Source organism: Arthrobacter sp. 01T414 (assembly GCF_056398965.1).
The window spans coordinates 236,721-260,474 of the sequence record NZ_JBFTQK010000002.1 but is presented as its reverse complement, the minus strand read 5'-3'; the positions used below and the strand labels follow the sequence as shown (position 1 = coordinate 260,474).

The 23,754-nt window shown below is 65.1% G+C and carries 24 protein-coding genes; 13 read left to right on the top strand and 11 right to left on the bottom strand.

Features of this window, described 5'->3' with window-relative positions:
- Positions 1–8 precede the first annotated feature (8 nt).
- Positions 9–962: a hypothetical protein gene (locus AC1DK9_RS06665; RefSeq protein ID WP_476915389.1), complete on the bottom strand. Its 954-nt coding sequence runs from the start codon at positions 960–962 to the stop codon at positions 9–11.
- Between the two features lie 66 nt (positions 963–1,028).
- Between AC1DK9_RS06665 and AC1DK9_RS06660 the strand changes: the two genes are divergently transcribed.
- Positions 1,029–1,433: a nuclear transport factor 2 family protein gene (locus AC1DK9_RS06660; RefSeq protein WP_476915388.1), complete on the top strand. Its 405-nt coding sequence runs from the start codon at positions 1,029–1,031 to the stop codon at positions 1,431–1,433.
- 19 nt (positions 1,434–1,452) lie between these two features.
- On the opposite strand, the gene AC1DK9_RS06655 is transcribed toward AC1DK9_RS06660, so the two are convergent.
- From AC1DK9_RS06655 to AC1DK9_RS06645, 3 genes are read right to left on the bottom strand one after another with little or no spacing between them, the layout of a single operon-like run.
- Positions 1,453–2,595, bottom strand: a complete 1,143-nt coding sequence (locus tag AC1DK9_RS06655) for an FAD-dependent oxidoreductase (protein ID WP_476915387.1) — start codon at positions 2,593–2,595, stop codon at positions 1,453–1,455.
- Positions 2,592–3,266, bottom strand: a complete 675-nt coding sequence (locus AC1DK9_RS06650; protein ID WP_476915620.1) for a class I SAM-dependent methyltransferase — start codon at positions 3,264–3,266, stop codon at positions 2,592–2,594. Before AC1DK9_RS06650 ends, AC1DK9_RS06655 begins: the two co-directional genes overlap by 4 nt.
- Positions 3,267–3,319: 53 nt before the next feature.
- Positions 3,320–4,594, bottom strand: coding sequence for a type III polyketide synthase (locus AC1DK9_RS06645; RefSeq protein ID WP_476915386.1), 1,275 nt, complete (start codon positions 4,592–4,594; stop codon positions 3,320–3,322).
- Between the two features lie 163 nt (positions 4,595–4,757).
- On the opposite strand from AC1DK9_RS06645, the gene AC1DK9_RS06640 reads away from it, so the two are divergent.
- The 5 genes from AC1DK9_RS06640 to AC1DK9_RS06620 all read left to right on the top strand — a co-directional run bounded on the left by AC1DK9_RS06640 (position 4,758) and on the right by AC1DK9_RS06620 (position 11,431).
- Positions 4,758–7,166, top strand: coding sequence for an ATP-binding cassette domain-containing protein (locus tag AC1DK9_RS06640; RefSeq protein WP_476915385.1), 2,409 nt, complete (start codon positions 4,758–4,760; stop codon positions 7,164–7,166).
- 450 nt (positions 7,167–7,616) lie between these two features.
- Positions 7,617–8,084 carry a hypothetical protein gene (locus AC1DK9_RS06635; RefSeq protein WP_476915384.1) on the top strand — a complete coding sequence of 156 codons (468 nt, stop codon included), beginning with the start codon at positions 7,617–7,619 and terminating at the stop codon, positions 8,082–8,084.
- 224 nt (positions 8,085–8,308) lie between these two features.
- Entirely contained in the window at positions 8,309–9,607 is a 1,299-nt protein-coding gene (locus tag AC1DK9_RS06630; RefSeq protein WP_476915383.1) for a tyrosine-type recombinase/integrase, read from the top strand.
- Positions 9,604–9,945, top strand: a complete 342-nt coding sequence (locus tag AC1DK9_RS06625) for a helix-turn-helix domain-containing protein (protein WP_461841819.1) — start codon at positions 9,604–9,606, stop codon at positions 9,943–9,945. Before AC1DK9_RS06630 ends, AC1DK9_RS06625 begins: the two co-directional genes overlap by 4 nt.
- A gap of 61 nt (positions 9,946–10,006) precedes the next feature.
- The gene (locus tag AC1DK9_RS06620) at positions 10,007–11,431 is read left to right on the top strand and encodes a site-specific recombinase (protein ID WP_476915382.1); all 1,425 of its coding nucleotides are present in this window, start codon (positions 10,007–10,009) and stop codon (positions 11,429–11,431) included.
- Between the two features lie 757 nt (positions 11,432–12,188).
- Here AC1DK9_RS06620 and AC1DK9_RS06615 read toward each other — a convergent pair.
- The 5 genes from AC1DK9_RS06615 to AC1DK9_RS06595 all read right to left on the bottom strand — a co-directional run bounded on the left by AC1DK9_RS06615 (position 12,189) and on the right by AC1DK9_RS06595 (position 15,877).
- Positions 12,189–12,602, bottom strand: coding sequence for a hypothetical protein (locus tag AC1DK9_RS06615; protein WP_476915381.1), 414 nt, complete (start codon positions 12,600–12,602; stop codon positions 12,189–12,191).
- A gap of 55 nt (positions 12,603–12,657) precedes the next feature.
- On the bottom strand, positions 12,658–13,599 hold the full coding sequence (locus AC1DK9_RS06610) for a methyltransferase family protein (protein ID WP_476915380.1): 942 nt from the start codon (positions 13,597–13,599) through the stop codon (positions 12,658–12,660).
- 274 nt (positions 13,600–13,873) lie between these two features.
- A complete protein-coding gene (locus tag AC1DK9_RS06605; protein ID WP_476915379.1) occupies positions 13,874–14,512 on the bottom strand; it encodes a hypothetical protein in 639 nt (212 codons plus the stop codon).
- 198 nt (positions 14,513–14,710) lie between these two features.
- The gene (locus AC1DK9_RS06600) at positions 14,711–15,289 is read right to left on the bottom strand and encodes a GNAT family N-acetyltransferase (RefSeq protein WP_476860649.1); all 579 of its coding nucleotides are present in this window, start codon (positions 15,287–15,289) and stop codon (positions 14,711–14,713) included.
- A gap of 9 nt (positions 15,290–15,298) precedes the next feature.
- Positions 15,299–15,877, bottom strand: coding sequence for a cysteine hydrolase family protein (locus AC1DK9_RS06595; RefSeq protein WP_476860648.1), 579 nt, complete (start codon positions 15,875–15,877; stop codon positions 15,299–15,301).
- Between the two features lie 89 nt (positions 15,878–15,966).
- Between AC1DK9_RS06595 and AC1DK9_RS06590 the strand changes: the two genes are divergently transcribed.
- Both AC1DK9_RS06590 and AC1DK9_RS06585 read left to right on the top strand, forming a co-directional pair.
- Positions 15,967–16,383 (top strand): DUF3054 domain-containing protein, encoded by a 417-nt coding sequence (locus AC1DK9_RS06590; protein ID WP_476915378.1) that lies wholly within the window; start codon positions 15,967–15,969, stop codon positions 16,381–16,383.
- Positions 16,384–16,468: 85 nt separating this feature from the next.
- Positions 16,469–16,750, top strand: a complete 282-nt coding sequence (locus AC1DK9_RS06585; protein WP_146337532.1) for an Lrp/AsnC family transcriptional regulator — start codon at positions 16,469–16,471, stop codon at positions 16,748–16,750.
- An 8-nt stretch (positions 16,751–16,758) separates the two neighbouring features.
- On the opposite strand, the gene trpD is transcribed toward AC1DK9_RS06585, so the two are convergent.
- Complete coding sequence (gene trpD / locus AC1DK9_RS06580; RefSeq protein ID WP_476860646.1) at positions 16,759–17,817, bottom strand: anthranilate phosphoribosyltransferase; 1,059 nt, start codon at positions 17,815–17,817, stop codon at positions 16,759–16,761.
- A 148-nt stretch (positions 17,818–17,965) separates the two neighbouring features.
- On the opposite strand from trpD, the gene ctaE reads away from it, so the two are divergent.
- The 4 genes from ctaE (at position 17,966) to qcrB (ending at position 22,308) form a co-directional block, all read left to right on the top strand.
- A complete protein-coding gene (gene ctaE / locus AC1DK9_RS06575) occupies positions 17,966–18,604 on the top strand; it encodes an aa3-type cytochrome oxidase subunit III (RefSeq protein WP_175323631.1) in 639 nt (212 codons plus the stop codon).
- Between the two features lie 86 nt (positions 18,605–18,690).
- The gene (gene qcrC, locus AC1DK9_RS06570; protein ID WP_476860645.1) at positions 18,691–19,479 is read left to right on the top strand and encodes a cytochrome bc1 complex diheme cytochrome c subunit; all 789 of its coding nucleotides are present in this window, start codon (positions 18,691–18,693) and stop codon (positions 19,477–19,479) included.
- A gap of 101 nt (positions 19,480–19,580) precedes the next feature.
- Complete coding sequence (gene qcrA, locus AC1DK9_RS06565; RefSeq protein WP_476860644.1) at positions 19,581–20,651, top strand: cytochrome bc1 complex Rieske iron-sulfur subunit; 1,071 nt, start codon at positions 19,581–19,583, stop codon at positions 20,649–20,651.
- Positions 20,629–22,308, top strand: a complete 1,680-nt coding sequence (qcrB, locus tag AC1DK9_RS06560; protein WP_476915377.1) for a cytochrome bc1 complex cytochrome b subunit — start codon at positions 20,629–20,631, stop codon at positions 22,306–22,308. The genes qcrA and qcrB overlap by 23 nt, the downstream gene beginning before the upstream one ends.
- Before the next feature lie 102 nt (positions 22,309–22,410).
- Here qcrB and AC1DK9_RS06555 read toward each other — a convergent pair whose 3' ends face one another.
- A complete protein-coding gene (locus tag AC1DK9_RS06555) occupies positions 22,411–23,178 on the bottom strand; it encodes a GntR family transcriptional regulator (RefSeq protein WP_476860949.1) in 768 nt (255 codons plus the stop codon).
- Between the two features lie 229 nt (positions 23,179–23,407).
- Here AC1DK9_RS06555 and AC1DK9_RS06550 point away from each other — a divergent pair, with 229 nt between their 5' ends.
- Positions 23,408–23,698 (top strand): HPr family phosphocarrier protein, encoded by a 291-nt coding sequence (locus AC1DK9_RS06550; RefSeq protein WP_476915376.1) that lies wholly within the window; start codon positions 23,408–23,410, stop codon positions 23,696–23,698.
- Positions 23,699–23,754: the final 56 nt, after the last annotated feature.

The window sequence follows — 23,754 nt, the reverse complement described above, 5'->3', positions numbered from 1 at the left end:
GCTACAGACTACTGGCGACCGCACGCTGAAGTGACGAAATCGTAAACGAGTCCCCGCAGTTGTGCCCCTGCCGCCACCTTCAGGACCCCGGCACGTCCCCCGACGGTGACCCGCAGGGGAATCAAGGTACCCACCTTGTCCTCAGCCACAGCGTGGGGATCGCACCTGGCCGGGCGGATACCGAGCCGCACCTCGCGTGCCGGGCCGGACGCGTCCACCCGAAGCCCGCGCGGCCACGGAGCGCTTGGATCCTCTTCCAGCAAGGTGGTCCCGCCGACGCTGTTGATCGTCAGGAATCCGTCCCGGGCAGCACCGGCCGGGTTTCGCGGGGTGATCACCAGCCGCAGGACGGCCGTACGGGCATCCGCGGACAATTCGAGGCGGGGACTGAAACTGAAGCTTGCCACCGCCGCGGCGGCCTGGGCAACGCAAAGCTCGGTGTTGTTCCGGGCCAGCACACCGAAGGGGTCGGAGGCGGCAAGGCTGAGCGTCTCTCCCGCTGTCCGGCCAGGGGCCATCCGGACCTCGACGACGGCGCCTGAGTCGGCCGGGCTCGACCCCGGCGGCACCTGCCCGGGTTCGGCCGCCTCCGGACAGGCGGCCGCCGGTAGCCGGGCCGGCAGGCTCTTCGCCTGGCCGGGCGGCAGCTCGATTCCTGCCGGCGCCGGCGCCCAGTCGATCCGGGCTACAAAAAGCGGACTCCGAAGCCCCGCCGCTGTCACGGTGACGGCTTCGCCGGTGGTGTTGGTGAGTTGGATCTCGATGATCTGCTTGCTGTAGTTGTCGCGGAACTGGCTGACTTCCGCAGTCAGCGGCCCGCTTGCGGCAGCCGCCGGCGTCGCCCCATTGCTAGTTCGTGCCGCGTCGGTGTGTGCCGGGCCGGTGGCCGCGCTGCACGATGCCACCGCGAGCAGGACCAGCACCGCGGCAGCCCGCCTGAGCTTTGGGGGGAGGCTTCCCATGCGGTCAGTCTAGGCCGCGGCACCCCTGCCGGCACGCCCTCGGCGCGGTTCGGCTAGTCTCGGTCCATGACTTCACCGACACCCCTGGACTGTGTGCTGGGCCTGCTTCGGGCCATCGAAGCCGGCGGCGGCGCCGAAGCGCTCGGCCCTTTCCTGGCCAACGAGTACACCCTGACCGAGGCGCCGCACCTGCTCGCTCCTGAGGGATCCATCCGGAGCCRTGACCAGGTCCTGGACGGTGCCGAGCACAGCGGAGAAATCGTTTCCGGGCAACGCTTCGAAGTCCGGCGCAGCACGTGCGAGGGTGGCCGGGTGGTTCTGGAGGCCGAGTGGTCCGCCACCGCAATGATGGATTTGCCGCACTGGGACAAAGGAGACGAGATCCGGGCGCGGACGGCTTCGGTGTTTGAGGTGCGTGAGGGCCGGATCATCAGACAGCACAGCTACGACTGCTACTTTCTGCCGAGCTAGGCGCCCGGCCCGGCCCGCCCTAATGCATGGTGAACCGGCGGGCCACGAAGTTGTTGACGGCCGGGACGGCAGCCGCGGCGGCGATCACACCGTTGCGTGCTGCCAGCGGTACGCGGCTGAGCGGCCGGCCCAGGGCCATGTTGATCTCCGACTGCCGCGCCGCGCGCGCCACGTGGCGCATCCTGTCCCGTTCAAAGGCCGCCAGTCCAGTGCGGTTCCCCGCCAAGAGCGCCGGCACGAGCGGCGCCAGCGCCAGGGCGTCGAGCCAGCCGAGGCTCATGCCCTGGCCGCCAATCGGGCTGATCTCGTGGGCCGCGTCGCCGATCAGGATGACGCGGCCCACCACCATCCTGCGGGCCAGCCGGGATCGCACACCGAAGCCGCTGAGCATGCTGTTGCTGCCGGGTTCGACGTCGACGCCGGTGCGGCGGTGCACCTCACGGGCGAGCCACGCGGCAGCCGCGCTTCCGGCCCCGGCATGGACCGCCTCCGGACCCAGCCGCGCCACCCAGCGGCGGAGTTTCCCCGGCATCGGAAACGATTCGACGATTCCGTCGCCGGCAAGGAACAGCGCGGCATCGGCCCCGAATCCGGTGTCGTCGGCGAAGTCGCCCATGAGGTAACGGTCCGGGTAGTCCCGGCGCCTCAGCGGCACGCCGAGCGCAGCCCGGGCCGTTGAGCGTACCCCGTCGGCTGCGATCACGAGGGGAGCCGCAATGCGTTCCTCCCCGCCGGCAGCCGAGGCCACAACCGTGACATGGGCGCCGTCGTCGTGAAGTCCCGTCACGCGTACGCCGCGGCGCAGTGCGTCGGCGTCGAGGTCCTGCACCCGCCTCTCAAGCGCGGCCTCCGTGGAACTCTGAGGCAGCGAAAGCACGAAGGGGAACCGCTCGGACACTCCGGCGAAGGACATCTCGGCCAGTGTGGTGCCCCGGTTGAGGGCCAGTCCGCGCCGGATCGCGACGCCGCGGCGGACGAGTTCCCGGTCCACCCCGATCCGGCGGAGAGCCTCCAGCGCCGGCGGGTGGATGCCGATGGCCCGTGAGTGCGGTTCCGGTCCGGTCCGCCGTTCCAGCACCCTGACCGTGACGCCGCGCTGCAGCAGCAGGGCCGCCATAAAAAGCCCGACCGGTCCGCCGCCGAGGATTACGACGTCACTCACACGCCGGCCCCGCCGCGGAAAACGGGTGTCTTCTCCAGGAGTAGCAGGTTGCGGAAGGGGGAGCGGGGCACCACGGACCAGCCGGCGGGCACGGTGGCGCGGAGTTCTGCCGCGGTGTAGCTGCGCCGGATTGATGTCAGGCCGTCCTCGCGGATGTAGGAGCCAAGGAACGGCAGGGCACCGGCCGAGAACAGCGCGTAGGCTACCGGACTGCGGCGGAGGTCGTTGTGCACGACGGTACCGGCGCTCAGGGCGGCCGAGTCGGCAAGGAACGCGGTCAGTTCATCGGCGCCGAGATGATGCAGCACGTGGTTGGAGACGACGACGTCGAAGCGGGCACCTTCGGCGAGCAGCTCCGCCGCAGTCTGCCGCCGGAACGTTACGCCGGCGCGGGTCCTGCGGCGGGCGGCAAACGCGGCGGCCCGCGGGTCCGGGTCGATGGCCGTGACCTCAAGGCTCAATCCGTCCCGGGCCGCCCAGCGGGACAGCAGCACTGGCACGTCGCCGCCGCCGCAACCGATGTCCAACAGCGTGGTGGGCGTGCCGGCGGTGAGCCTCGGCCGGAGGTGTTGCCGGTAGATCCCCCTCCAGCCGGATACGGCGCGATTCACCAAGGCGAACTGGGCGTAGGTCCGTCCCAGCCTTGCCGGATCGCAATCGGGACGGTCCATCTCCTCGATGGCGTCCAGGGCCCGAGTCCGCAGCAGCACCGGGGCGCCCCCGCTCAGGCCAGGGCCTGTTCCGCCCGGAGCGCCGTGGGCCGTTCCCGGTCGGCATCCCGGTCTGCATCCCGGTCGGCATCGTGGTCCGGCGTCCGCGGCGCCGTGATCTTAGTGAAGAGCGCGGTCTCCACCGTCAGCCCCGGCCCGAACGCCATCGAGCAGATCCGTTCACCGCCTTCACCGACACCGTCACTGCCGGCGTCGTCGTTTTCATCGTGGGGGTCGCCGCCACCGGCGGGGAGGTCGAGGATGTGCCGGATCACGAAGAGCACGGTGGCGCTGCTCATGTTGCCGTAGTTCCGGAGCGTCTCCCGGGCCGGAACGAGCTGTTCATCGGTGAGCTCAAGCCGGGACTGCACCTTGTCGAGGATGCTCCGGCCGCCAGGGTGGATGGCCCAGTGCCGGATATCGCGGTAGGGGAGTCCGATCAGCGACTCATCCCTGGACAGCAGCGGTTCCAGGGCGCCAATGATGTGGTCGTCGATGATGTGTGGGACGTAGGTGCCGAGCACCATTTCGAAGCCTTCGTCGCCGATGTTCCAGGCCATCGCTTCCTCGCCCACTGGCGTCAGGACCGTCTCGAAGTGGTCCAGGGTCATCAGGCCCGGCTCATCGGGAATTTCTCGGGCGCTGATGATGGCGGCAGCCGCGCCGTCGGCGAACAAGGCCGATCCCATGATCGTGTCCGGGTCATTGGACGTCCGGACGTGGAGGGAACAAAGTTCGGCGCAGACCACCAGCACCACGGCCTCAGGGTCCGCCTCGCAAAATGACTTGGCCGCGCGCAGTGCCGGGAAGGCGGCGTAGCAACCCATGAAGCCCAGATGGTAGCGCTGGACCGCGGGGTTCAGCCCGAGCGCGCGGACAATCTTGTAGTCAGGGCCGGGATTGAAGAAGCCGGTGCAGGAGACCGTGGCGAGGTGGGTGATGTCGCGGGCCTCGATACCCGGGCAGGCCGCCAGCGCCCTGTCCGCCGCCTCGATGAACAGCCTGCTGGCTTCGGTGGCAAAGATGTCGTTCCGGACTTTGGTGCTGGGACTGAGCAAAAGGCCGGTGGCGGGGTCGAAGAACTGCGGATTCTCCGCCCGGCTGCCGGTGGTGAGCTCCCCGACGGCGGTGTAGCGGGTGTCGATGGCGGCGGAGTCGAAACAGGTGCTGACCAGCCGGGAGCCGAGCCGGCTGAGTCCCGGCTGGGCTGCAAACACGTCGCGGGCTTCGGATTGGATCAATACGGTTGGCGGGACAGCAGTTTCCAGGGACCTCAGGTAGACCGTCATGGTTCATTCTCAGCGAGGTCGGCGGATAAGACAATGGATTGACCACAGTGTTCGGCTTGGCCGTCGGAGGATTAGCCCACCGTCTGTTCTAAGCTGGTGACATTGAGCCAGGCGACGCCGTCGGACACCCCAGGGCCGGCCACGCCGAACAGAGGGAGAGACGATGAGCATGGCCACCGGTACGGTTTCCCAGAGGCCCCCGCAGACGCCGGCGTCCCACATTGCCGACACGCATGACCTGATCCGCGTGCAGGGCGCCCGGGAAAACAACCTCAAAGACATCAGCGTCGAGATCCCGAAGCGCCGGCTGACCGTGTTCACCGGTGTCTCCGGCTCGGGGAAGAGCTCGCTCGTATTCGCCACCATCGCCGCTGAATCGCAGCGGATGATCAATGAGACCTACAGCGCCTTCGTCCAGGGCTTCATGCCCACGCTGGCGCGGCCCGACGTCGACCACCTCGAGGGACTCACGACGGCGATCATCGTCGACCAGGAGCGGATGGGATCGAACCCCCGGTCCACCGTCGGAACCGCCACCGACGCCCACGCCATGCTGCGAATCCTCTTCAGCCGCCTCGGGACCCCGCATGTGGGACCTCCCACGGCGTTCTCTTTTAACGTCCCCACCCGGAAAGCCAGCGGGGTGATGAGCACGGAAAAGGCAGGCGGGCGGGTTGAGAAAAGCGTTGTCCAGAACGCGGTCTATCTGGGCGGCATGTGTCCCCGGTGCGAAGGCATGGGCTCGGTCTCCGACTTCGATCTGACCGCCCTCTACGACGAGACCAAGTCGCTGGCGGAGGGCGCGCTGAAGATTCCCGGGTACAGCATGGACGGCTGGTATGGCCGCATCTTCAGCGGTTCCGGCTTCTTCGACATGGAAAAGCCGATCGGCAAGTTCACCAAGAAGCAGCTCCACGACCTGCTCTACAAGGAACCGACCAAGATCAAGGTCGAGGGCATCAACCTCACCTACGAGGGCCTGATCCCGAAGATCCAGAAGTCGATGCTCTCCAAGGACCCTGACTCCATGCAGCCGCACATCCGCGCCTTCGTCGACCGGGCCATCACCTTCACGAGATGCCCAGACTGCGACGGCACCCGGCTCAGCAAGGAAGCGCGGTCCGCGAAAATCAACGGTAAGAACATCGCCGACGTCTGCTCGATGCAGATCAGCGACCTGGCAGCCTGGGTCCGGGATTTGACGGAACCATCGGTAGCGCCGCTGCTCGGCGGACTGCAGCACCTCCTTGATTCCTTCACGGACATCGGCCTGGGTTACCTTTCGCTCGACCGGCCCGCGGGAACCCTGTCCGGGGGAGAGGCCCAGCGGACCAAGATGATCCGGCACCTCGGCTCATCGCTCACCGACATCACCTACGTCTTCGATGAGCCAACAATCGGCCTTCACCCGCATGACATCGAACGGATGAACGGCCTGCTCCTGCAGCTGCGGGACAAGGGCAACACCGTCCTCGTTGTCGAGCACAAGCCCGAAACCATCGCGATCGCGGACCACGTGATCGATCTGGGGCCGGCCGCGGGCAGCGGCGGTGGCGAAGTCGTGTTCGAGGGCACCGTCGAAGACCTGCGGGGGAGTGACACCACCACCGGCCGCCACCTGGATGACCGTGCCGCCCTCAAGGACTCCGTGCGCTCATCTTCGGGTTCGCTGGAGGTCCGCGGCGCTTCGACGCATAACCTCCGGGACGTCGACGTCGACATCCCGCTCGGCGTGCTGTGCGTGCTGACCGGCGTCGCGGGGTCCGGCAAGAGCTCGCTGGTCACCGGCTCGGTCGCGGGCAGGGACGGAGTGGTGGTCATCGATCAGGGTGCCATCCGCGGGTCGCGCCGCAGCAACCCGGCAACCTACAGCGGGTTGCTTGAACCGATCCGGAAGGCGTTCGCGAAGGCCAACGCGGTCAAGCCGGCGCTGTTCAGCTCCAACTCGGAGGGCGCCTGCCCCGGCTGCAACGGCGCCGGTGTGATCTACACCGAGCTCGGCGTCATGGCCACGGTGGAATCCACCTGCGAGGAATGCGAAGGCAAGAGGTTTCAGGCCTCGGTGCTCGAGTACACCCTGGGCGGGCGGAACATCGCGGAAGTACTGGCCATGTCCGTCACCGAAGCTGAGGAGTTTTTCGGCGACGGCGATGCCAAGACCCCGGCGGCCCACAAAGTGCTCGACCGGCTCGCCGACGTCGGCCTCGGCTACCTTAGTCTCGGCCAGCCGCTCACCACGCTCTCCGGCGGCGAGCGTCAGCGGCTCAAGCTCGCCACCCAGATGGCTGAGAAGGGCGAGGTCTACATCCTCGACGAGCCGACCACCGGTCTGCACCTGGCCGACGTCGAGAATCTGCTGGGGCTGCTGGACCGGCTGGTTGATTCGGGCAAATCCGTCATTGTCATTGAGCACCATCAGGCAGTCATGGCGCACGCCGACTGGATCATCGACCTCGGTCCCGGGGCCGGCCACGACGGCGGCAGGATCGTCTTCGAGGGCACGCCCGCGGAGCTGGTAGCCGCACGGTCGACGCTCACGGGGGAGCATTTAGCGGCTTACGTCGGGAAATAGTGAGTCAGCGATCGATATGAAGCAAGGCTCGCGGTAATTACTGTAAATTCGACTAATGGCGGACAATTATTGAGATGCGAAAATTGCTCTTTATATGTTTCAGTTGACATGTAAATAGAATTACTATTTTATTTGGGGGAGTAGCCCGCCGGTTCTTGCTTGCTAGGTTCGCGCGGGCGAGGGTTCAGGCGCCTAGGACCGGGGTCCCTAGTGGCTGTAGAGCCTTGGGTGCCGGAACTTAGAATCCGACGGCACACGCTTCTGCTTTGCCTCAGCGAGCGAGAGCTTTGCCTCAGGCAGCAGGATAATGTTATTCAGTCCTGGAATGAGCTGCGCGATCGAGCTTAGGTGAAAAGGAACTTTGTTCATTGTTGGACTTATTATTTGAGTCTTGACTGGAAAAGGGGCCTTCCAAGCAAAGTGGATGGGCCAGGGGGAGCAGGTACGAAATTGAGCAAGGGCCGCAAAGCATGGCTGGCTGTGCTGGCAGGCGCGATCGCCGTTGTCGCCGTCTTCTACCTATGGGCCTCATGGAAGAGCGATCAGATCATCACGGAGCTCCGCGCCATTGCCGACCGCCTGCAATCGGAGCCGGGGTGGGAGCGCCTGGATACCCAGGAGCCGGTGGGCGGCGCGCTGTGCATTCCTCTCGATGGACGTTGCTCCCAGTACGCGTACCGCTGGGACACTCACCGAAAGTACCGCGAGGGTGACTTGGAACGGTACGTTCAGCAGGTTGGTTTGCTCCCGCAGGAGTTTGAGCCGTGTGAGCGAAATCCCCGTGTGGATGCCGGCGGACTGAACTGCCGGGGCGTTGGGGTTATTGACGGGTGGAACGTACGAATCACGATCAGTGATTACGGTCCGGATGACGAGACCCACATCGTGCAGATCGTAGTCAACAGGTACGGCTACTGACCGCCTGCACCAGCGCGTTCCGCACGCCGTACGAGTTGCTGATTGCCACCAGGCGCAGTCCGGTGACCTATGAATGCAGGGCCGCAAGCCTTTCCTGGAGCTACTTCTACTCGTCCTGTCATAACGCCGATAATCAACATTATGTCAAGTAGAAGTGATCCAATTGCAGAATTTGCAGATTAGGACCCGGTGATACGCCTCCCCTATACCCGGCTTCCTGGGGCTTGAAATCCGCGCCATTGCAGGGATCCAAGCCTGTTCGACAGCGCGCCGGGCGTCTGGTCTGCGCGTCGAGTGGTCGACAGGTTCGAGGAGCAGCGAAGGCTGCTAATTCCGCGGATTTTCGGGGTTTCCTTGACATGGATTCGCATTTTATGCACGCTAAAAGCATTATTTGCAGACGTAGCGGAGGCGCGATGGACCCCGAGCAGGGCCGGCTGATCAGGCTTCCGCTGCGCCAGGACGCGGTGTCCGCGGATGCCGTGTTCGAGGAGATGCTCACGGGCTGGAAACGGCAGCAGTTGGCTCGGAACTTCACGGTCGGCACGATCCGAGGACGGGAAAGTCTTGTCCGGCGTTTCGTGGATCATACGGGGCATTTTCCGTGGGACTGGACCGTCGGTGACGCTGATGCTTTCTTCGCCCACGAGCGGTCGATCGTGAACCTGGCGTTTGCCACCATCCGGGCCTATCAGACTCATTTGAAGGTGTTCTGCGATTTCCTGACCGATCCTGCCTACGAGTGGGACAGCATCTGCATCCAGGCATTCGGCCGCTCCCCTGCCCAGATCATCACCGAGTTCAACCGCGCCCGCCATGGGCAGAACAACGAGCAGGCACCAGCCAAGCGGCCGTTCACCAGGTCCGAACTGCAGGGATTCTTCGATCTGGCGGATCTCGAGGTCGAACGGGTCCTGGCCTCCGGACGAAAGGGAGCGGTCGCCGCCTACCGTGATGCCACTCTGTTCAAAACGGCCTATGCCTGGGGCCTGCGGGCCAATGAGGTCACGCACCTGCAGACCGTGGATTTTTCCCGGAACCGCAGGGCCCCGCAGTTCGGCGAGTTCGGGGTCCTGCAGGTCAGATATGGCAAGGCGCAGCGCGGCTCGCCGCCCAAGCGACGCTCCGTGCTGACGGTTTTTGACTGGTCCCCGACCGTCGTGGACACCTGGATCCGGACCGGACTGCCGTGGCTGGCACCGGCGGTGCCGGAGGTCTTTCCCACGGCGAACGGGCTGCCGGTTCCCAAGTCCAACCTGCACCGCCGCTTCCGGGATTACATCGATGAACTCGGTTATCCGCCGGGCCTGGACATCCACTCCCTGCGCCGGTCCTATGTCACCCATCTGTTTGAGCACTTCGGCTTCGACCACACCTTCGTCCAGCGGCAGGTCGGCCACGAACACGCCTCGACGACGTCCCTTTATACGGCCGTCTCCAGCGACTATCAGACGAGTGAGCTCAACCGTGTGCTGGAAGGCATGATTGACAGAGCCGTCGGGCCGAAGGAGGAAAGACAATGAAACGCGACATCGAATACCGGTGGCGGGCCCGGGAGCTCATGGCCCGGCACGGCATGCGCAACACCCGCGAACTCGTGGCACCCCTGCGCGAGAGAGGCATCACCCTCTCCGAATCACAGATCTACCGCATGGTCAGCCAGAACCCTGAACGGATCTCCTTCCAGCTCCTGGCCGCCCTCTGCGACATCTTCGGAGTCGAGGCAAACGARCTGTTCACCTTCACGGCCACCGATGCCAGGACCAAACGCCAGAAACAGGCCGCCGCGTCCGGGGAAAACGTGGTCAGGTTTGCTGACGCCTACAAGCCTGTCAGGGCCAGGATCCTTGACGACGACTAAGCCCGGGACCCGCGGCCGGCCCCGGTCCCCCGGCGACCACCGGTGCGCCCGATGCGGACGCATGGCCGCCAAGATCCGCGTGACCTGGCCCGACGGACCGATCTGCGGGATCTGCTTCACCGCTGCACTGCGCACGCGCGGAACGTGCCCCGACTGCGGCGAAGACAGGCTGCTCCCCGGCAGGACCGCCGACGGCGCCGACATCTGCAGGGACTGCGCGGGCATCACCACCAACATGACCTGCGAGAGCTGCGGCACCGAAACCGAACGATTCCGCGCCGGCCACTGCATCCGCTGCGTCCTCCGCTCCGATCTGGATGCCCTGCTCCACCCCAACTCTCCCCCGGACTTGCGCCTCAAACGCCTCATCGGAGTGCTCGCCGACGCAGCGAGGCCCGAGAGCGTCTACACCTGGATGCGCGGGGCCAACAGCAAGGAACTCCTCACCGGTCTCGGCACCCGAAGCATCGCCCTCACTCACGAGTCCTTCGACGCGCTGCCCGCCTCACGCTCAGTGGAATACCTTCGCGAACTGCTCGTCCACCACGGCATGCTCCCGGACCGCGACCGCCAACTCGCCGCCTTCGAAGCATGGCTAACGGCCCGCATCCAGGACCTCTCCGAAACACCGCACATCCAGGCGCCCATCGAACGCTTCGCCCGATGGCACCACCTCAAACGCCTCCGCCAAATGGCCAGCCCCGGGAAGTCGCTGAACACCGCCGTCCGCTCCGCGAAACAGGAAATCACCGAAACCGGCAAGTTCCTTGCATGGCTACACGCGGAGCACGGACTCGCCATCGACGGCCTGAAGCAGACGCACCTGAACCAATACCTGAGCGAAGGGCCCACGACCCGATACGCCATCCGCACCTTCCTCGTCTGGCAGATCAAAAACAAGGAAATCGGCAGCCTTCAGATACCGCACCGCTACGCCGCCACCACGCCGCTCATCACCCAACAGCAACGCCTCACCCTCATCCGGCATTGCATCGAATCCACAGCAGCGCCCTTGGGATTCCGCGTCGCGGGGCTGATCCTGCTGCTCTTCGGCCAACCGGTCGGCAAGATCTCCGCTTTGAAATGCGCGGACCTGCAAGCCCTGCCCGACGGGCTCCACCTGAGCCTGGGCAACACCCCCGCGCTGGTTCCCGCCCAGATCGCCCCCATGTTCTGGGCCTACCTTAACGACCGGCCCAACCAACAGACCGGCAACGCCGGGAGCCAATGGCTCTTCCCCGGCACCCTCCCGGGCCAGCACATCCATACCGACGCGATGATGAGCCAGCTCCGCGCCCTCGGGATCGATCTCGGCGGCGCACGGAACACCGCCCTGCGCAGCCTCATCGAGGAACTGCCACCAACCCTGGTCGCAAACGCACTCGGCTACAGCTACCAAGTCATCCACAAACACGCCGTCGATGCGGCGATCCCGATGGCAGGCTACGCGGCGAAGCCCACCTCACTCGATAAGACCCGCGCCTGAAGCGTTCGTCACCCAAGTGCGCCGGCCGGCCAATTACTTCGTAAGCCGGCCAGGGTCCCAAGGACGTGCAGGAGGTTTGCGGAGAATGACCCAGAGCGGGAAAGCCATGATGACCAACATCAAGGCTGTTCGCCAGGACGCGCCGTCGACGGAAAGCGTTCTGATCAGCACGCCGGCGAACAGTATGAGTACCCACCAGGCCGTATAGAAGGCCCCACGTTCCCTGCGTTTCCACCAGCCAAGACGTCCCTCGACGTCGGTCGGGGGCTTACGGTCTGCGCTGGAGAACTGACCCACGAGGAGGCCGGTTATCGCCACCGCCACCACAGAGTACGAAAGGACACCGCTGGCCACGCCCGCAGAAAGAATGATCAGCACAACCAGCAGGAACACTCTAATCGCGCCCCGGACACGTGGGCTCAGTCTGATTCGGCTGCCACCACTCTCACCCTCCACGACATCCCCCTAAATACCGTGCACGACACAGCACCCGCACGCCTACCGCGCGCGGCCGACTTCTCACTCTGAAGGATACGCCGCTGGCAGAAGCGCCAATGAAGCAGACTGAGTTGTGGTGACTGCTCCGCCCACAGCGGGAACCTAATGTGTTGAAACGCCCAGCCAGTAGGACTCAGACGGATAAGTGCCGTTCCCGCTTGTACTTTGCTGATCACCCCTGATGAATCATTCTGACCCTCTCCCCGCTACTAGCCCTTACCGGGACATGGCGAGTAGGCGTCCTATCAGCGCACCACGGCTAGCCTACCGACCAATGATTCCGGCCAAGACGCCACTCCTGGCCATCTACTTCGATGATCACGGCCGGGACCGTGCCTCGCCGGAACAAGCGCCTCCTCTGTTCGATACGCGCTTCGCCCTGGAGATAGGCGCGCATAGCCAGGCAGATCCGCCGGAGCTCATCTTCCTTGTCTTGCTCCACGTCGTCCTCGTCAGGGGCGCCGGATGCCTGCACGTTCAGTTCGGGGATGAAAGCGTCCATCCACACGTAGGAGGCGCGAATGATTGCCGTTTGGTCCCGTTCAAGACCACTGATCACGCGGACTGCGGGGCGCAAAGGATCATCGTCGGAAGTCGCATCTTCCACGGTGAAGCTCTGGTCGAACACCTCAGTGACGACCCGATCAAGCATGGCTTTGATGTCGATGGGCACGGGGTCAGTCTCGCATAGCTCCCTCTCCCCCGATGCCACTCAGCGCTGGATCGGGCTACCGCGCCAACGGTGTGCCGCCCCGGGTACGTTGCCCCTTCGGGACTTTCGGGATCCAACAGCGCACTGCGGCGCGGTACTGCTCGAATTCTTGACCGAACCGAGCCCTGAGATCGGCTTCCTCCAGCGGCCTGACGGCGTAGTTCCACACCAACGAGCCCAGAATCGCATAGGCGATGACGAGCCATGAATGCATGACGAGGCCGACTGCAGCGCCCTGGACAATACCCGCGACCGCCATCGGATTGCGGATCCATCGGTAAGGACCCGCAATGACCAGCCGGTTGGGCATGGCTGAGGGCAGTGGCGTGCCGTGCCCACGCGTCGACATGACAACTGCCGACCAGATGCCCAGGATGCTGGCAAGCAGCAGCACCGCGGCGCCGGCGGCCCCGGCGAAGGATGGGAACGGGAGTGCCACCGCCCAGCGTCGTTCCAGGAACCCTATGGCGAGAGGAAGCACCACCAGGAAGAAGCCCCAGAAGACGACAATCTGCCCGAACGTTGCGACCAGATGGTTCGCCGCCGTCGGACGCCGGGCGGCGGGACGGAACGCGAACGGTCCGCGGATGATCCAGACAGTAGGTATGCGCCCAAGTACAACCGCACAAAGCGCGATCAGTGAGCCAGCGGCGGCTGCCCCCATGGTCACTACTCCCCAACCCGCCTCGGCCGTGATCGTCGCATACGCCGCCAGCGCGACCGCGACGACGCCGGTCCAACTGGCACTCACCACAGCCGCGGCGCGGAAGCCCAGGGCGGCCAGCCCCGAGGCGACGACGAACAGCGGAATGTCGAACACGGCGACGGCGGCAGCGTCGAGGCCGCCGAGGGTCGCGCGGCGAATCAGGGGCGATACAAGAACCGCGGCCCACCAGGACAGACCGGCAACAGCCTGGGCCGCGAAATACAAACGACCCCACCACAGGAACCGCCTCATTAACTCACCCCACGCAATAAGTCGTCCTTGTCCTCGACCGCTGGCAGCCTTCGAAGGCGACAGACGGGCCACTAGGAAGAGTTGCCGCCAGGCCGACGTCGATGCCGGCTACAGCCTACCCATCGATCACCGCTGTAGCTGGCTGCAGTCATGGCGCGGCATGGAAAAGCCCGCCGGTCCCCCACCGGCGGGCAATTATTTCTCCATGGAACGGCGGCCGTCCGGCCGCGATTCAAACCAATCTGCAGGATTGCGCGGCAGTCCCGCGCCGGTGTCACTTGTACTCGAGGCTCACCAGCAAGGCCTTGAGCTGCGTGTACTGCTCGGTTTGCATCCACGCCCTGGCAGCTCCACGGTTCTTGAACGCCGGGTTGTCGAAAAGAACCCGGCTGAACAGGCCGCCATTGGCTGTGGGGACCAGGTTGCACCACGAGGAGACGCCGTCGCCCTCCGCTAGAGAGCGCGGATCGGCCAGGCCCATGTTGTAGGCGTCGCCGTCGCCGTAGGATTCGACGGCGAACCCGAAGACCGGCCGGGTTCCATCCGGTGCCGCCATTGCAGGCACCACCGCCTGATCCAGCACCCGCCGGGTCGCGGGTCCGGCGGCGCAGCCAGCAGTGACTCCGTTGGCGAAGGACAGCAGGTCATTGCCTGCATCGTCGGCCACAACGGCTTCGATTCCGGGGAGCCCGCCGGGCGGGAGCATGGTGCGTACGGTCCACGTTGACGGGTAGTCGAAGGAGATATGCCCGTCCGGGAAGGTGAACGTTTTCAACGTCTCGGGTGCGTGCTTCGAAGCGGGTGCGGGAGCTGCCGCTCCCGGTGCCGTGCCGGTAGCCGAGGCTCGCGGGGCTGCGGTCGACGCCGGCGCAACGGCAAGCGTAGAAGTGAAGGGCTCAGTCGTGTCAGACACTGCCAGGTTGGGACTGGCAGCAGGGCTCGCTCCCGGCTGTGATCCACAGCCGGCGAGTATCAGGCTGACGGCAAAACCCGCCACGGTTGCTGCCGTGAAGAAGCCGGCGCGATTCGTTTTCATTGTGTAACCCCCAATATCTGTGAAGGCGGGCTGAACGTCCCGCTAGATACAAGGTTTCCCCGGCATGGCCAGGACTTACTGTCGTTCCAAAGAATCTTTCACAGCCGGCTCCGCGCTCCGGCCCTCAGCCGCTGGCTGCCCGGTGTCGACCCAATAGCGCCGTTTGCCGTTGCGGGTGTCTTCGTAGACGCCGCCGTTCTTTTCGATAGTCGCCCTGGATCCGGCATTATCCTCATCGCAGGTGATGAGGGCCCGGGAGATTCCGAGGTTCCTGGCGACGGGAAGCGCATCGGCCAGTGCCTTTGCCGCGTGGCCGCGGCGTCGTGCGGACGGCCTGACGCTGTAGCCGATGTGGCCGCCCTCGTTCAGGAGGAAACTGTTCAGCTCGTGCCTGATGGCCAGCGAGCCCAGGAATGTGTCGCCGTCAACGATCCACAGGTAGGTGCACGGGACGTACCCGGGTTTCCGGGGGCTTTCGGGCAGCGCATCGTCAAGGAGCGCACCGACGAAACGGCGGAAGGTGGCGGCGTCCGTGAGATCTTCCAGCGGCCAGTCTTCCGCGCCGCCGCCGTCCCTGTGGACGCCGTCGAACTCCGCTGATCCCTCCAGCCAGGAGGCGTGGTAGCTGACGTCCGGAGCAATAAGGCGGGCCATGACACGATCCTATCCGTCGCTAAGCAAGCTGCCCCCGCCGTCGAACCGCACGGCACTGGTCGCCACTACTCCGGCCGAACGCCCGGGAGCCGTGTGGTTCTCCCAGTAAAGATTCGTGTGCGCAATGACGAGCTCCGGCGGCGGCGCACCCCAGTCCGACAAGTCCTCGGTGGTGTGCGCGTCACCCACCAGGGTCACGTCGTAGCCGCGCACAAACGCTCCGTGGATGGTGGACCGGATGCACTCGTCCGTCTGCGCTCCCGCAACGAGTAGTCGCCCGACGCCGGCGGCGGCGAGGACTTCCTCAAGATCCGTAGCCTCGAAGGAATCACCGTAGGACTTGTGCACCAGCGGTTCGTGCTCGGCCCGGGACAGCTCAGGGACGTACTGCCAAGCCTCACTCCCCCGCTCCAGCTGCGCATCAGAATGCTGGACCCAGACGATCGGGACGGTGGCTGCACGAGCCTTGGCGACCAGCTCGGCGATGTTCGCGACGACGGAATCGCGCCGGTGTGCGCCGTCCACCACTCCGTTCTGCACATCGATCACCATCAGGGCCGTGTTGGGCCGATTAGACAGCGTTGTCATGATCAACTCCTTGCTCGAAGCTCGGGTTCCTCCGGTCATCATGCTAGGCCGCGGCAGCGTCCGGCAATGGCCGCAGCTAGGCTTAATGCATGCCCTCCACCACTCCCCTGCTCCCCCACCCGCGGTCGACTGCCAGGTCGGCGGTGCTGGCAGCCGCCGCGGACACGGTCCTCATCCTGCTGTTCGCCGCCATCGGACGGGACGCACATCAGCGTGGTGAGATCATCACTGGCGTCCTGGCGACGGCGTGGCCTTTCCTCGCCGGCGCGGCCGTGGCCTGGCTCGCCCTCCGGTTGTGGCGGGCTCCCCTGGCACTGTGGCCCGCCGGCGCCGCCGTCTGGCTGGGAACGGTGGCCGTCGGCATGCTGCTTAGGGCGCTCACCGGACAAGTGGTGGTCCTGCCGTTCGTGATTGTCGCACTGCTCAGCCTGGCCGTTTTCCTGCTTGGTTACCGGCTGCTGTTCGCGGTCACCCGGCGATTCCGGGCACGCCGCCAACGAGCCTGATGGACTAGGCTGGCAAGCAGATGGCGCGGCCTCATGGGCCGGGCAAGAACCCAGCAATGGCGCAACAGATCTGAGAGGTCCCCACGTGATCACCGCTTTCGTCCTGATCAAGACCGACGCTTCGGCTATTCCGGAGACGGCTGAAAAAATCTCCGCCATTCCCGGCATCAGCGAGGTCTATTCGGTGACCGGCGAGTGGGATCTGATCGCGATCGCCCGCGTCGCCAAGCACGAGGAGCTTGCGGACGTCATCGCCGACAAGCTCTCCAAGGTCCCCGCCGTGGTGCACACCACCACGCATATCGCGTTCCGCGCGTACTCCCAGCACGACCTCGACGCGGCCTTTGCCCTCGGATTCGAGCAGTAACTAGCGCCTTAGCCGCGGGACAGGGCAACCCAGCGGTCCAACACCGCGGCTGCCGCGCCCGTCTCGATGGACTCCTCGGCCCGCTTCATCGCGGCGGCCATCCGATCGGTCAGCGGGCCTGAGGCGTCCAGGTCGAACGACACCAGGCCGGCAGCGGCGTTGAGTAATGTGGCATCCCGGGCCGGGCCCGGCTGGCCGGCCAGCACCGATCGCACGACGGCGGCGTTGGCGGCCGCATCACCGCCACGGAGTTCCTCCACGGTGGCCTGGCGGATCCCGAGCTCGCGCGGGTCGAATTCCTGCTCAACGACCTCGCCGTCCCTGATTTCCCAGATGCGGGACGGACCCGTGGTGGTCAGCTCGTCCAGCCCGTCGTTACCCCGGAAAACCAGGCCCCGGCTGCCGCGCTTGGCGAGGACACCGGCCACCAACGGTGCCATCCGTTCATTCGCGACGCCGACGGCCGACGCCTGAACATGCGCAGGGTTGGTCATCGGTCCCAGGAAATTGAAGGCCGTGGGCACACCCAGTTCCCGGCGTGCGACGGCTGCATGGCGCATCGAGGGGTGGAAAACCTGGGCGAAGCAGAACGTGATTCCGGCCTCTTCCGCGTTCCGCGCTACCCGCGGGATGGGAAGGTCCAGCCGGACCCCCAACGCTTCCAGGACGTCGGCGGAGCCGGAGCTCGACGACGCCGCCCGGCCGCCGTGCTTGACCACTTTGGCTCCTGCGCCGGCGGAGACAAGGGCCGCCATGGTGGAGATGTTGACGGTATTTAACTGGTCGCCGCCCGTGCCGACGATATCCAGCTTCTCTCCCGCGATCTCGATCGGGTTGGCAGAGTCAATCATCGCCCCGACGAGGCCGGTGAGTTCGTCCACCGTCTCGCCCTTGGCCCGCAGCGCCACCAGGAAACCCGCCACCTGGGCCGGGGTTGCCTCGCCGGACATGATGGAGCTCATGGCCCACTCAGTATCGCCGGCGGTGAGGTCCGTACCGTTGATGAGGGCGCCGATGAGGCGCGGCCAAGTCTTAGCTACAGCCGGTGCAGATGCCTGAGAAGTCACGTTCCGATGCTATCGAGCCGGGGGCTGCAATGCCCAATGCGAAGGGGGTCGGGAACTTTTCCGCGCGATTTCGCGTCTTTGTAGAAAAAGTCCCCCCAAAACGCGGTTTGCGTTGGGCAGGACGGACTTTTACAGACATAATGTCTATGTGACATCTGCGACCCATGCCCCCAGTACCCCGGCGCACCCGACGCTGAATCGCCCGAACATGGTTTCCGTTGGAACCGTCGTCTGGCTGTCCAGTGAGTTGATGTTCTTCGCCGGTCTCTTTGCCATGTACTTCACACTCCGTTCGACTTCCGGACAGATGTGGGCCGAAGAGACAGCCAAGCTCAACTTCCCCTTTGCGCTCGTAAACACGATCGTCCTCGTGGCCAGTTCCTTTACTTGCCAGATGGGCGTCTTCGCCGCCGAACGGCTCCAGCCGCGCAGGCTCGGCGGTCCCCTGAGCTTCACCCGCTGGGGAATGAACGAGTGGTTCACACTCACATTCATCATGGGTGCGTTCTTCGTGGCCGGCCAGGCGACCGAGTACGCCATGCTCGTCTCCGAGCACGTCTCGCTTTCTTCCAACGCCTACGGTTCCGCGTTCTACATGACCACGGGCTTCCACGGCCTGCACGTCATCGGCGGCCTGATTGCCTTCCTGCTCATCATCGGGCGTTCTTTCGCCGCGAAGAAGTTCGGACACTTTGAGGCAACCTCCGCGATCGTCACCTCGTACTACTGGCACTTCGTCGACGTCGTTTGGATTGGCCTCTTCCTGGTCATCTACGTCCTCAAGTAGCCCCACTTGTCTCTCTTTCTACAAGAGATAGAATTTCAAGAAGCGGCTCCCGGAGCCAACGCAGGATCGAATAAAGGAACCACCACGTGAAGGCACTCTCGCAGAAGCGACGTCACCCACTGGCAGCAGTTGCACTGTTGCTGATGGGCCTCCTCATCACTGGTGGGCTGTACGCCGTTGCCACCACCGTCAACCAGGCCAAGGCCGACACCACGAGCTTCAGTGCAAGCGACGCAGAAGAGGGCGGCAAGCTGTTCGCCGCTAACTGCGCCACCTGCCATGGCATGGGTGCCAGTGGCTCGCAGGCAGGCCCGTCGCTCGTCGGCGTCGGCGCTGCCGCTGTTGACTTCCAGGTTGGCACCGGACGTATGCCCATGCAGATGAACGGCCCGCAGGCTTACAAGAAGCCCGCCCAGTTCAACGAGGAGCAGACCCACCAGCTCGCGGCCTACGTCGCTTCGCTCGGCCCCGGCCCGTCCATCCCGGAGGCAGGTGTCCTCGATGAGAAGGGCGACGCCGCCAAGGGTGGCGAGCTGTTCCGCACCAACTGCGCCATGTGCCACAACGCTGCTGCCGCCGGCGGTGCGCTGACCCGAGGCAAGTTCGCCCCGGCTCTCGCCGACGTCTCCGGCAAGCACATCTACGAGGCCATGGTCACCGGCCCGCAGAACATGCCGGTCTTCTCCGACGCCAACGTCTCCCCCGAAGGCAAGCGCGACATCATCACCTTCCTGAAGCAGATCGAATCCAACGGCTCCCCCGGCGGCAACGACCTGGGCGCCCTGGGTCCGGTTTCTGAAGGCCTGTTCGTGTGGATCGCCGGCCTCGGCGTCATCATCGCCTTTACCATTTGGCTGACTTCGCGGACGTCCTAGGCGCACCGCGGCACCTGTAAGAATTTTCTGCTGATCCGTCAGCAGTTTGAATTGAAAACTAACTCGACATTGGTCGAGACGAGAGAAGGATGAGGCGAATTATGGGCAACCATAGTGACGGCAGTCCGAACCACTCGGGCACCGTAGCTACGGCTGGTCAGAATGAGGTGGAGAAGTTCCAGGATCCTGGAATTCCCCCGCATCGTTTGCGCCTGGCTGACACGGACCCGAGGGCCGCAAAGCGAGCGGAACGGCAGGTGGCCATTCTGTTCGGTGCCTCCGTCGTTGGCACCCTGATATTCCTGGTGGCGTACTTCGCCATCGATCTTGGAGCTGACTCCTCGATCGCCACCATCCGGCTGCAGAACACCCTGCTGGGCATTGGCACCGCCTTTGCGATGCTGGGTATCGGCACCGGTATCGTGCACTGGGCCAAGGCCCTCATGCCGGACCACGAAGTGTCGGAAGAGCGCCACGCCATCCGCACCGAAGAGGACCGCCTGGCCGCAGTCCGGATCGTCGACGACATCGTCGAGGAAACCGGCATCAAGCGCCGGCCGCTGATCCGCAACACCCTGCTCGGCGCCGTCGCCCTCGCTCCCCTGCCGGCCCTGGCCGTCTTCGGCGACCTTGGTCCGCGTCCGGACAACAAGCTGGCCCACACCATGTGGGCTCCGGTTGGCGGCAAGACCAAGCGCCTCACCCGCGACCCCGATGGCACCCCCATCAAGGCCTCGGATGTCACCATCGGCTCCGCCTTCCACGTCATCCCGGAGGGTCTCAACGAGCTGGAGGAAGGCAAGCTGAACGAAAAGGCCAAGTCCGTCGTCCTGCTCATGCGCCTGAACCCGGAATCCCTCAAGCCCTCCCCGGGCCGTGAGGACTGGAGCTACAACGGAATCGTTGCCTACTCCAAGATCTGCACCCACGTTGGTTGCCCTGTTGCGCTGTACGAGCAGCAGACCCACCACCTGCTCTGCCCGTGCCACCAGTCAACCTTCGACCTGACCCAGGAATGCAAGGTTATCTTTGGCCCGGCCAGCCGGCCGCTCCCGCAGCTGCCCATTGCCGTAGACGACGAGGGTTACCTCTACGCTACGAGCGACTTCAAAGAACCTGTTGGACCTAGCTACTGGGAGCGTGATGAGCATGAGCGCAACATCAACAGCTGACACCCCCACCTTCGTCGCCAAGACCAAGGGCGGCCGCATTACCGACTTTGTTGACCAGCGCGTTGGCGGTTCCGGAATGCTTCGGGAATTCGGCCGCAAGGTCTTCCCGGACCACTGGTCCTTCATGTTTGGCGAAGTTGCCCTGTACTCCTTCGTCATCCTGCTGCTCTCCGGCACGTTCCTGACCTTCTTCTTCGACCCGTCGATGGCCGAAACCCACTACCAGGGTTCCTACCTCCCGTTGAAGAACGTCGAAATGTCAGTGGCCTACAACTCCTCGCTGAACATCTCCTTCGATGTCCGCGGCGGCCTGTTCATGCGCCAGGTCCACCACTGGTCGGCCCTTCTGTTCGTGGCCTCGGTCTCGGTACACATGCTGCGCGTCTTCTTCACCGGCGCCTTCCGCAAGCCGCGCGAGATGAACTGGGTGGTGGGCAGCGTGCTGCTCATTCTGGCCATGGCAGCCGGCTTCACCGGCTACTCGCTCCCCGATGACCTGCTCTCCGGCAACGGCCTGCGCATCATCGACGGCGTGATCAAGTCCATCCCTGTGATCGGCACCTACATCTCGTTCTTCCTCTTCGGCGGAGAATTCCCGGGCACCGCAATCATCGGCCGCCTGTACATGCTCCACATCCTGCTGGTTCCGGCGCTGATCCTGCTGATGATCGCCGTGCACCTCTTCATGGTGGTCGTGCACAAGCACACCCAGTACCCCGGCCCGGGACGCAACGACGGCAACGTCGTCGGCTACCCCCTCGGCCCGGTCTACGCGGCCAAGGCCGGCGGCTTCTTCTTCATCGTGTTCGGTGTCATCGCCCTGATGGCCGGTTTCTTCACCATCAACCCGATCTGGAACTACGGTCCGTACGACCCCTCCCCCGTCTCGGCCGGTACCCAGCCTGACTGGTACATCGGTTTCGTTGACGGCGCACTGCGCCTGATGCCGGGCACCTTCGGGAACTGGCACGTCGAGCAGGTCTGGTTCGGCCACGTCTTCACCTTCAACGTGCTGCTTCCGGCCCTGGTCCCGGCGGGCATCCTGTTCACCGTGATGTTCACGTACCCGTGGATCGAACGCTGGATCACCAAGGACGACCGCGAGCACCACGTCCTGGACCGTCCGCGCAACGCCCCGACCCGTACCGCCATCGGCATGGCCGGCTTCGTCTGGTACTGCGTGATGTGGGCTGCTGCAGGTTCCGACCTCATCGCCACGCACTTCCACGTGGCACTGAACGACGTCACCTACTGGCTCCGCGCCCTGTTCTTCATCGGCCCGGTACTCGCTTTCATCATCACGAAGCGCGTCGCCTTGGCCCTGCAGCGCAAGGACCGCGAAATCGCCCTCCACGGCCGCGAAACCGGCCGGATCGTACGGTTGCCGCATGGTGAGTTCATCGAGGTCCACGCCCCGCTGGACGAATACAAGCGCTACAAGCTGGTCGGCTTCGAATCCCCGTCGCCGCTCCCGGCCGAGCCCAACAGCCACGGCATCGTGGATCGCAAGGAGAAGCGCCGCGCGCTCCTCTCCAAGTGGTTCTTCGAGGACCGTGTAGCCCCGGCAACCCCGGCGGAGCTTGCAGCTGCGCACGGGCACCACGGCACCCACGAGTCGATCGACGCGGCTGCCGAGCAGAAGACGCTCAGCCACTAAGTCACGACGCTAGCCAACAGAAAGGCCCGGTCCACCAGGACCGGGCCTTTCTTGTGTTGCAACGGCTCCGTGTTCCAACGGACCCATCAACCGAACGCGGGGTCAGGGGCGGTAGCCGGAAGCGTAGTTCCGGGTGGGCCGCACGCCAGGGCGCTGCAGCGGCACCCACAGCTTGTACCGGTCGGCCCGGTAGTAGGAGACCGAGTAGTCGACCATCGCACGCGCGACGAAGGCGTGGCGCTGGATCTTCAGCAACGGCGAACCGACCTCGACGTTCAGCAGGCGGGCAGTGGACGGGGATGCTGCGGTTGCCTCGATCATGTCCTCACCCCACTCCATCACCAAGCCGTAGCGTTCGCTCAGGACGTTGTAGAGCGACGTCGGCGGCTCGCCATCGAGCAGCCCAGGCACGCGGTGGGCCGGAATGAAGTTCTCGTCCACGCTCATGGGCTCGCTGTCGGCGAGCAAGAGGCGCCGGAACCGCACAAGCGGAGTGCCCTCCTCCAGCTGGAGTTCGCGGGCCAGGAACGCGCTGGCATTGATCTGCTCGAAGCTCAGCACCTTCGCCGCCGGGACCATGCCGCGGCGCTGCATTTCCTCGCTGTACGACGTCAGCTTGACCTGAAGGTCCAGCTTTGGCTTGCGGACGAACGTACCGAGGCCTACCACGCGCTCGATGACCTCCTCACCCACCAGCGCGTCGATGGCCTGGCGTACCGTCATCCTGGCCAAGCCGAAGCGTTCGGAGAGATCCCGCTCCGAGGGGAGCGCCGAGCCCGGCGGGCAGGAGCTTGCGATGTGGGCGCGGAGGATCTCGCGGAGCTGGACATAGATCGGCGTACCGCTGTTCCGGTCAATGTCGCCGGCCATCCGGGCCGCGTTAGAACCCACGGAGGCACCTGCTGCAATCGTTCATACCTTAAGCCTAGGGCACTTCGGCGGCAGGTCTAGACCACCGCACGGTCCCGGTTCGCCGGGGTCCTCTCCCACGGCTACGCTGGGATATGCCCCTGCCGAACGGCTGTCCCTGGACCCGCGGGCGGGCCACCACGCTACGCCGCCGGCGCCACCCGGCGCCTGAAGAACTTGAGGAGCTCCATTGCCAGCACGCAAGGCCATCGTCCGGGCCTCGATCGGGCTGCACGCCCGGCCCGCGGCCGCGTTTGTCCGGGCCGTGATGCGGAGTGGGTTCGCCGTCACGATCAGCAAGGACGGCAGGCCGGGCGTGGACGCCCGGTCCCTGCTGGAGGTTATGACGGAAGACTTCGCTTGCGGCTGCGAAGTGGAGCTGTCTGTCCGGCCCGAGACGGTCCCGGAAGATTCGAGCCTGGACGACGCCGAGCGCGCCCTGACGGAACTTTGCTCCCTGCTTGAGTCGCAGGCCGGCTGACCCGGCACCAAACGGCCGCAACCCGCAAAACACCCGGAACGCACAAAACGACGGCG

Coding starts and splice junctions, on each gene's coding strand:
- AC1DK9_RS06665 (WP_476915389.1), bottom strand. CDS start 962: ATGGGAAGCCTCCCCCCAAAGCTCAGGCGGGCTGCCGCGGTGCTGGTC.
- AC1DK9_RS06650 (WP_476915620.1), bottom strand. CDS start 3,266: ATGGACCGTCCCGATTGCGATCCGGCAAGGCTGGGACGGACCTACGCC.
- AC1DK9_RS06645 (WP_476915386.1), bottom strand. CDS start 4,594: ATGACGGTCTACCTGAGGTCCCTGGAAACTGCTGTCCCGCCAACCGTA.
- AC1DK9_RS06640 (WP_476915385.1), top strand. CDS start 4,758: ATGAGCATGGCCACCGGTACGGTTTCCCAGAGGCCCCCGCAGACGCCG.
- AC1DK9_RS06620 (WP_476915382.1), top strand. CDS start 10,007: ATGGCCGCCAAGATCCGCGTGACCTGGCCCGACGGACCGATCTGCGGG.
- AC1DK9_RS06610 (WP_476915380.1), bottom strand. CDS start 13,599: ATGAGGCGGTTCCTGTGGTGGGGTCGTTTGTATTTCGCGGCCCAGGCT.
- AC1DK9_RS06600 (WP_476860649.1), bottom strand. CDS start 15,289: ATGGCCCGCCTTATTGCTCCGGACGTCAGCTACCACGCCTCCTGGCTG.
- AC1DK9_RS06595 (WP_476860648.1), bottom strand. CDS start 15,877: ATGACAACGCTGTCTAATCGGCCCAACACGGCCCTGATGGTGATCGAT.
- AC1DK9_RS06590 (WP_476915378.1), top strand. CDS start 15,967: ATGCCCTCCACCACTCCCCTGCTCCCCCACCCGCGGTCGACTGCCAGG.
- qcrA (WP_476860644.1), top strand. CDS start 19,581: ATGGGCAACCATAGTGACGGCAGTCCGAACCACTCGGGCACCGTAGCT.
- qcrB (WP_476915377.1), top strand. CDS start 20,629: ATGAGCGCAACATCAACAGCTGACACCCCCACCTTCGTCGCCAAGACC.
- AC1DK9_RS06555 (WP_476860949.1), bottom strand. CDS start 23,178: ATGGCCGGCGACATTGACCGGAACAGCGGTACGCCGATCTATGTCCAG.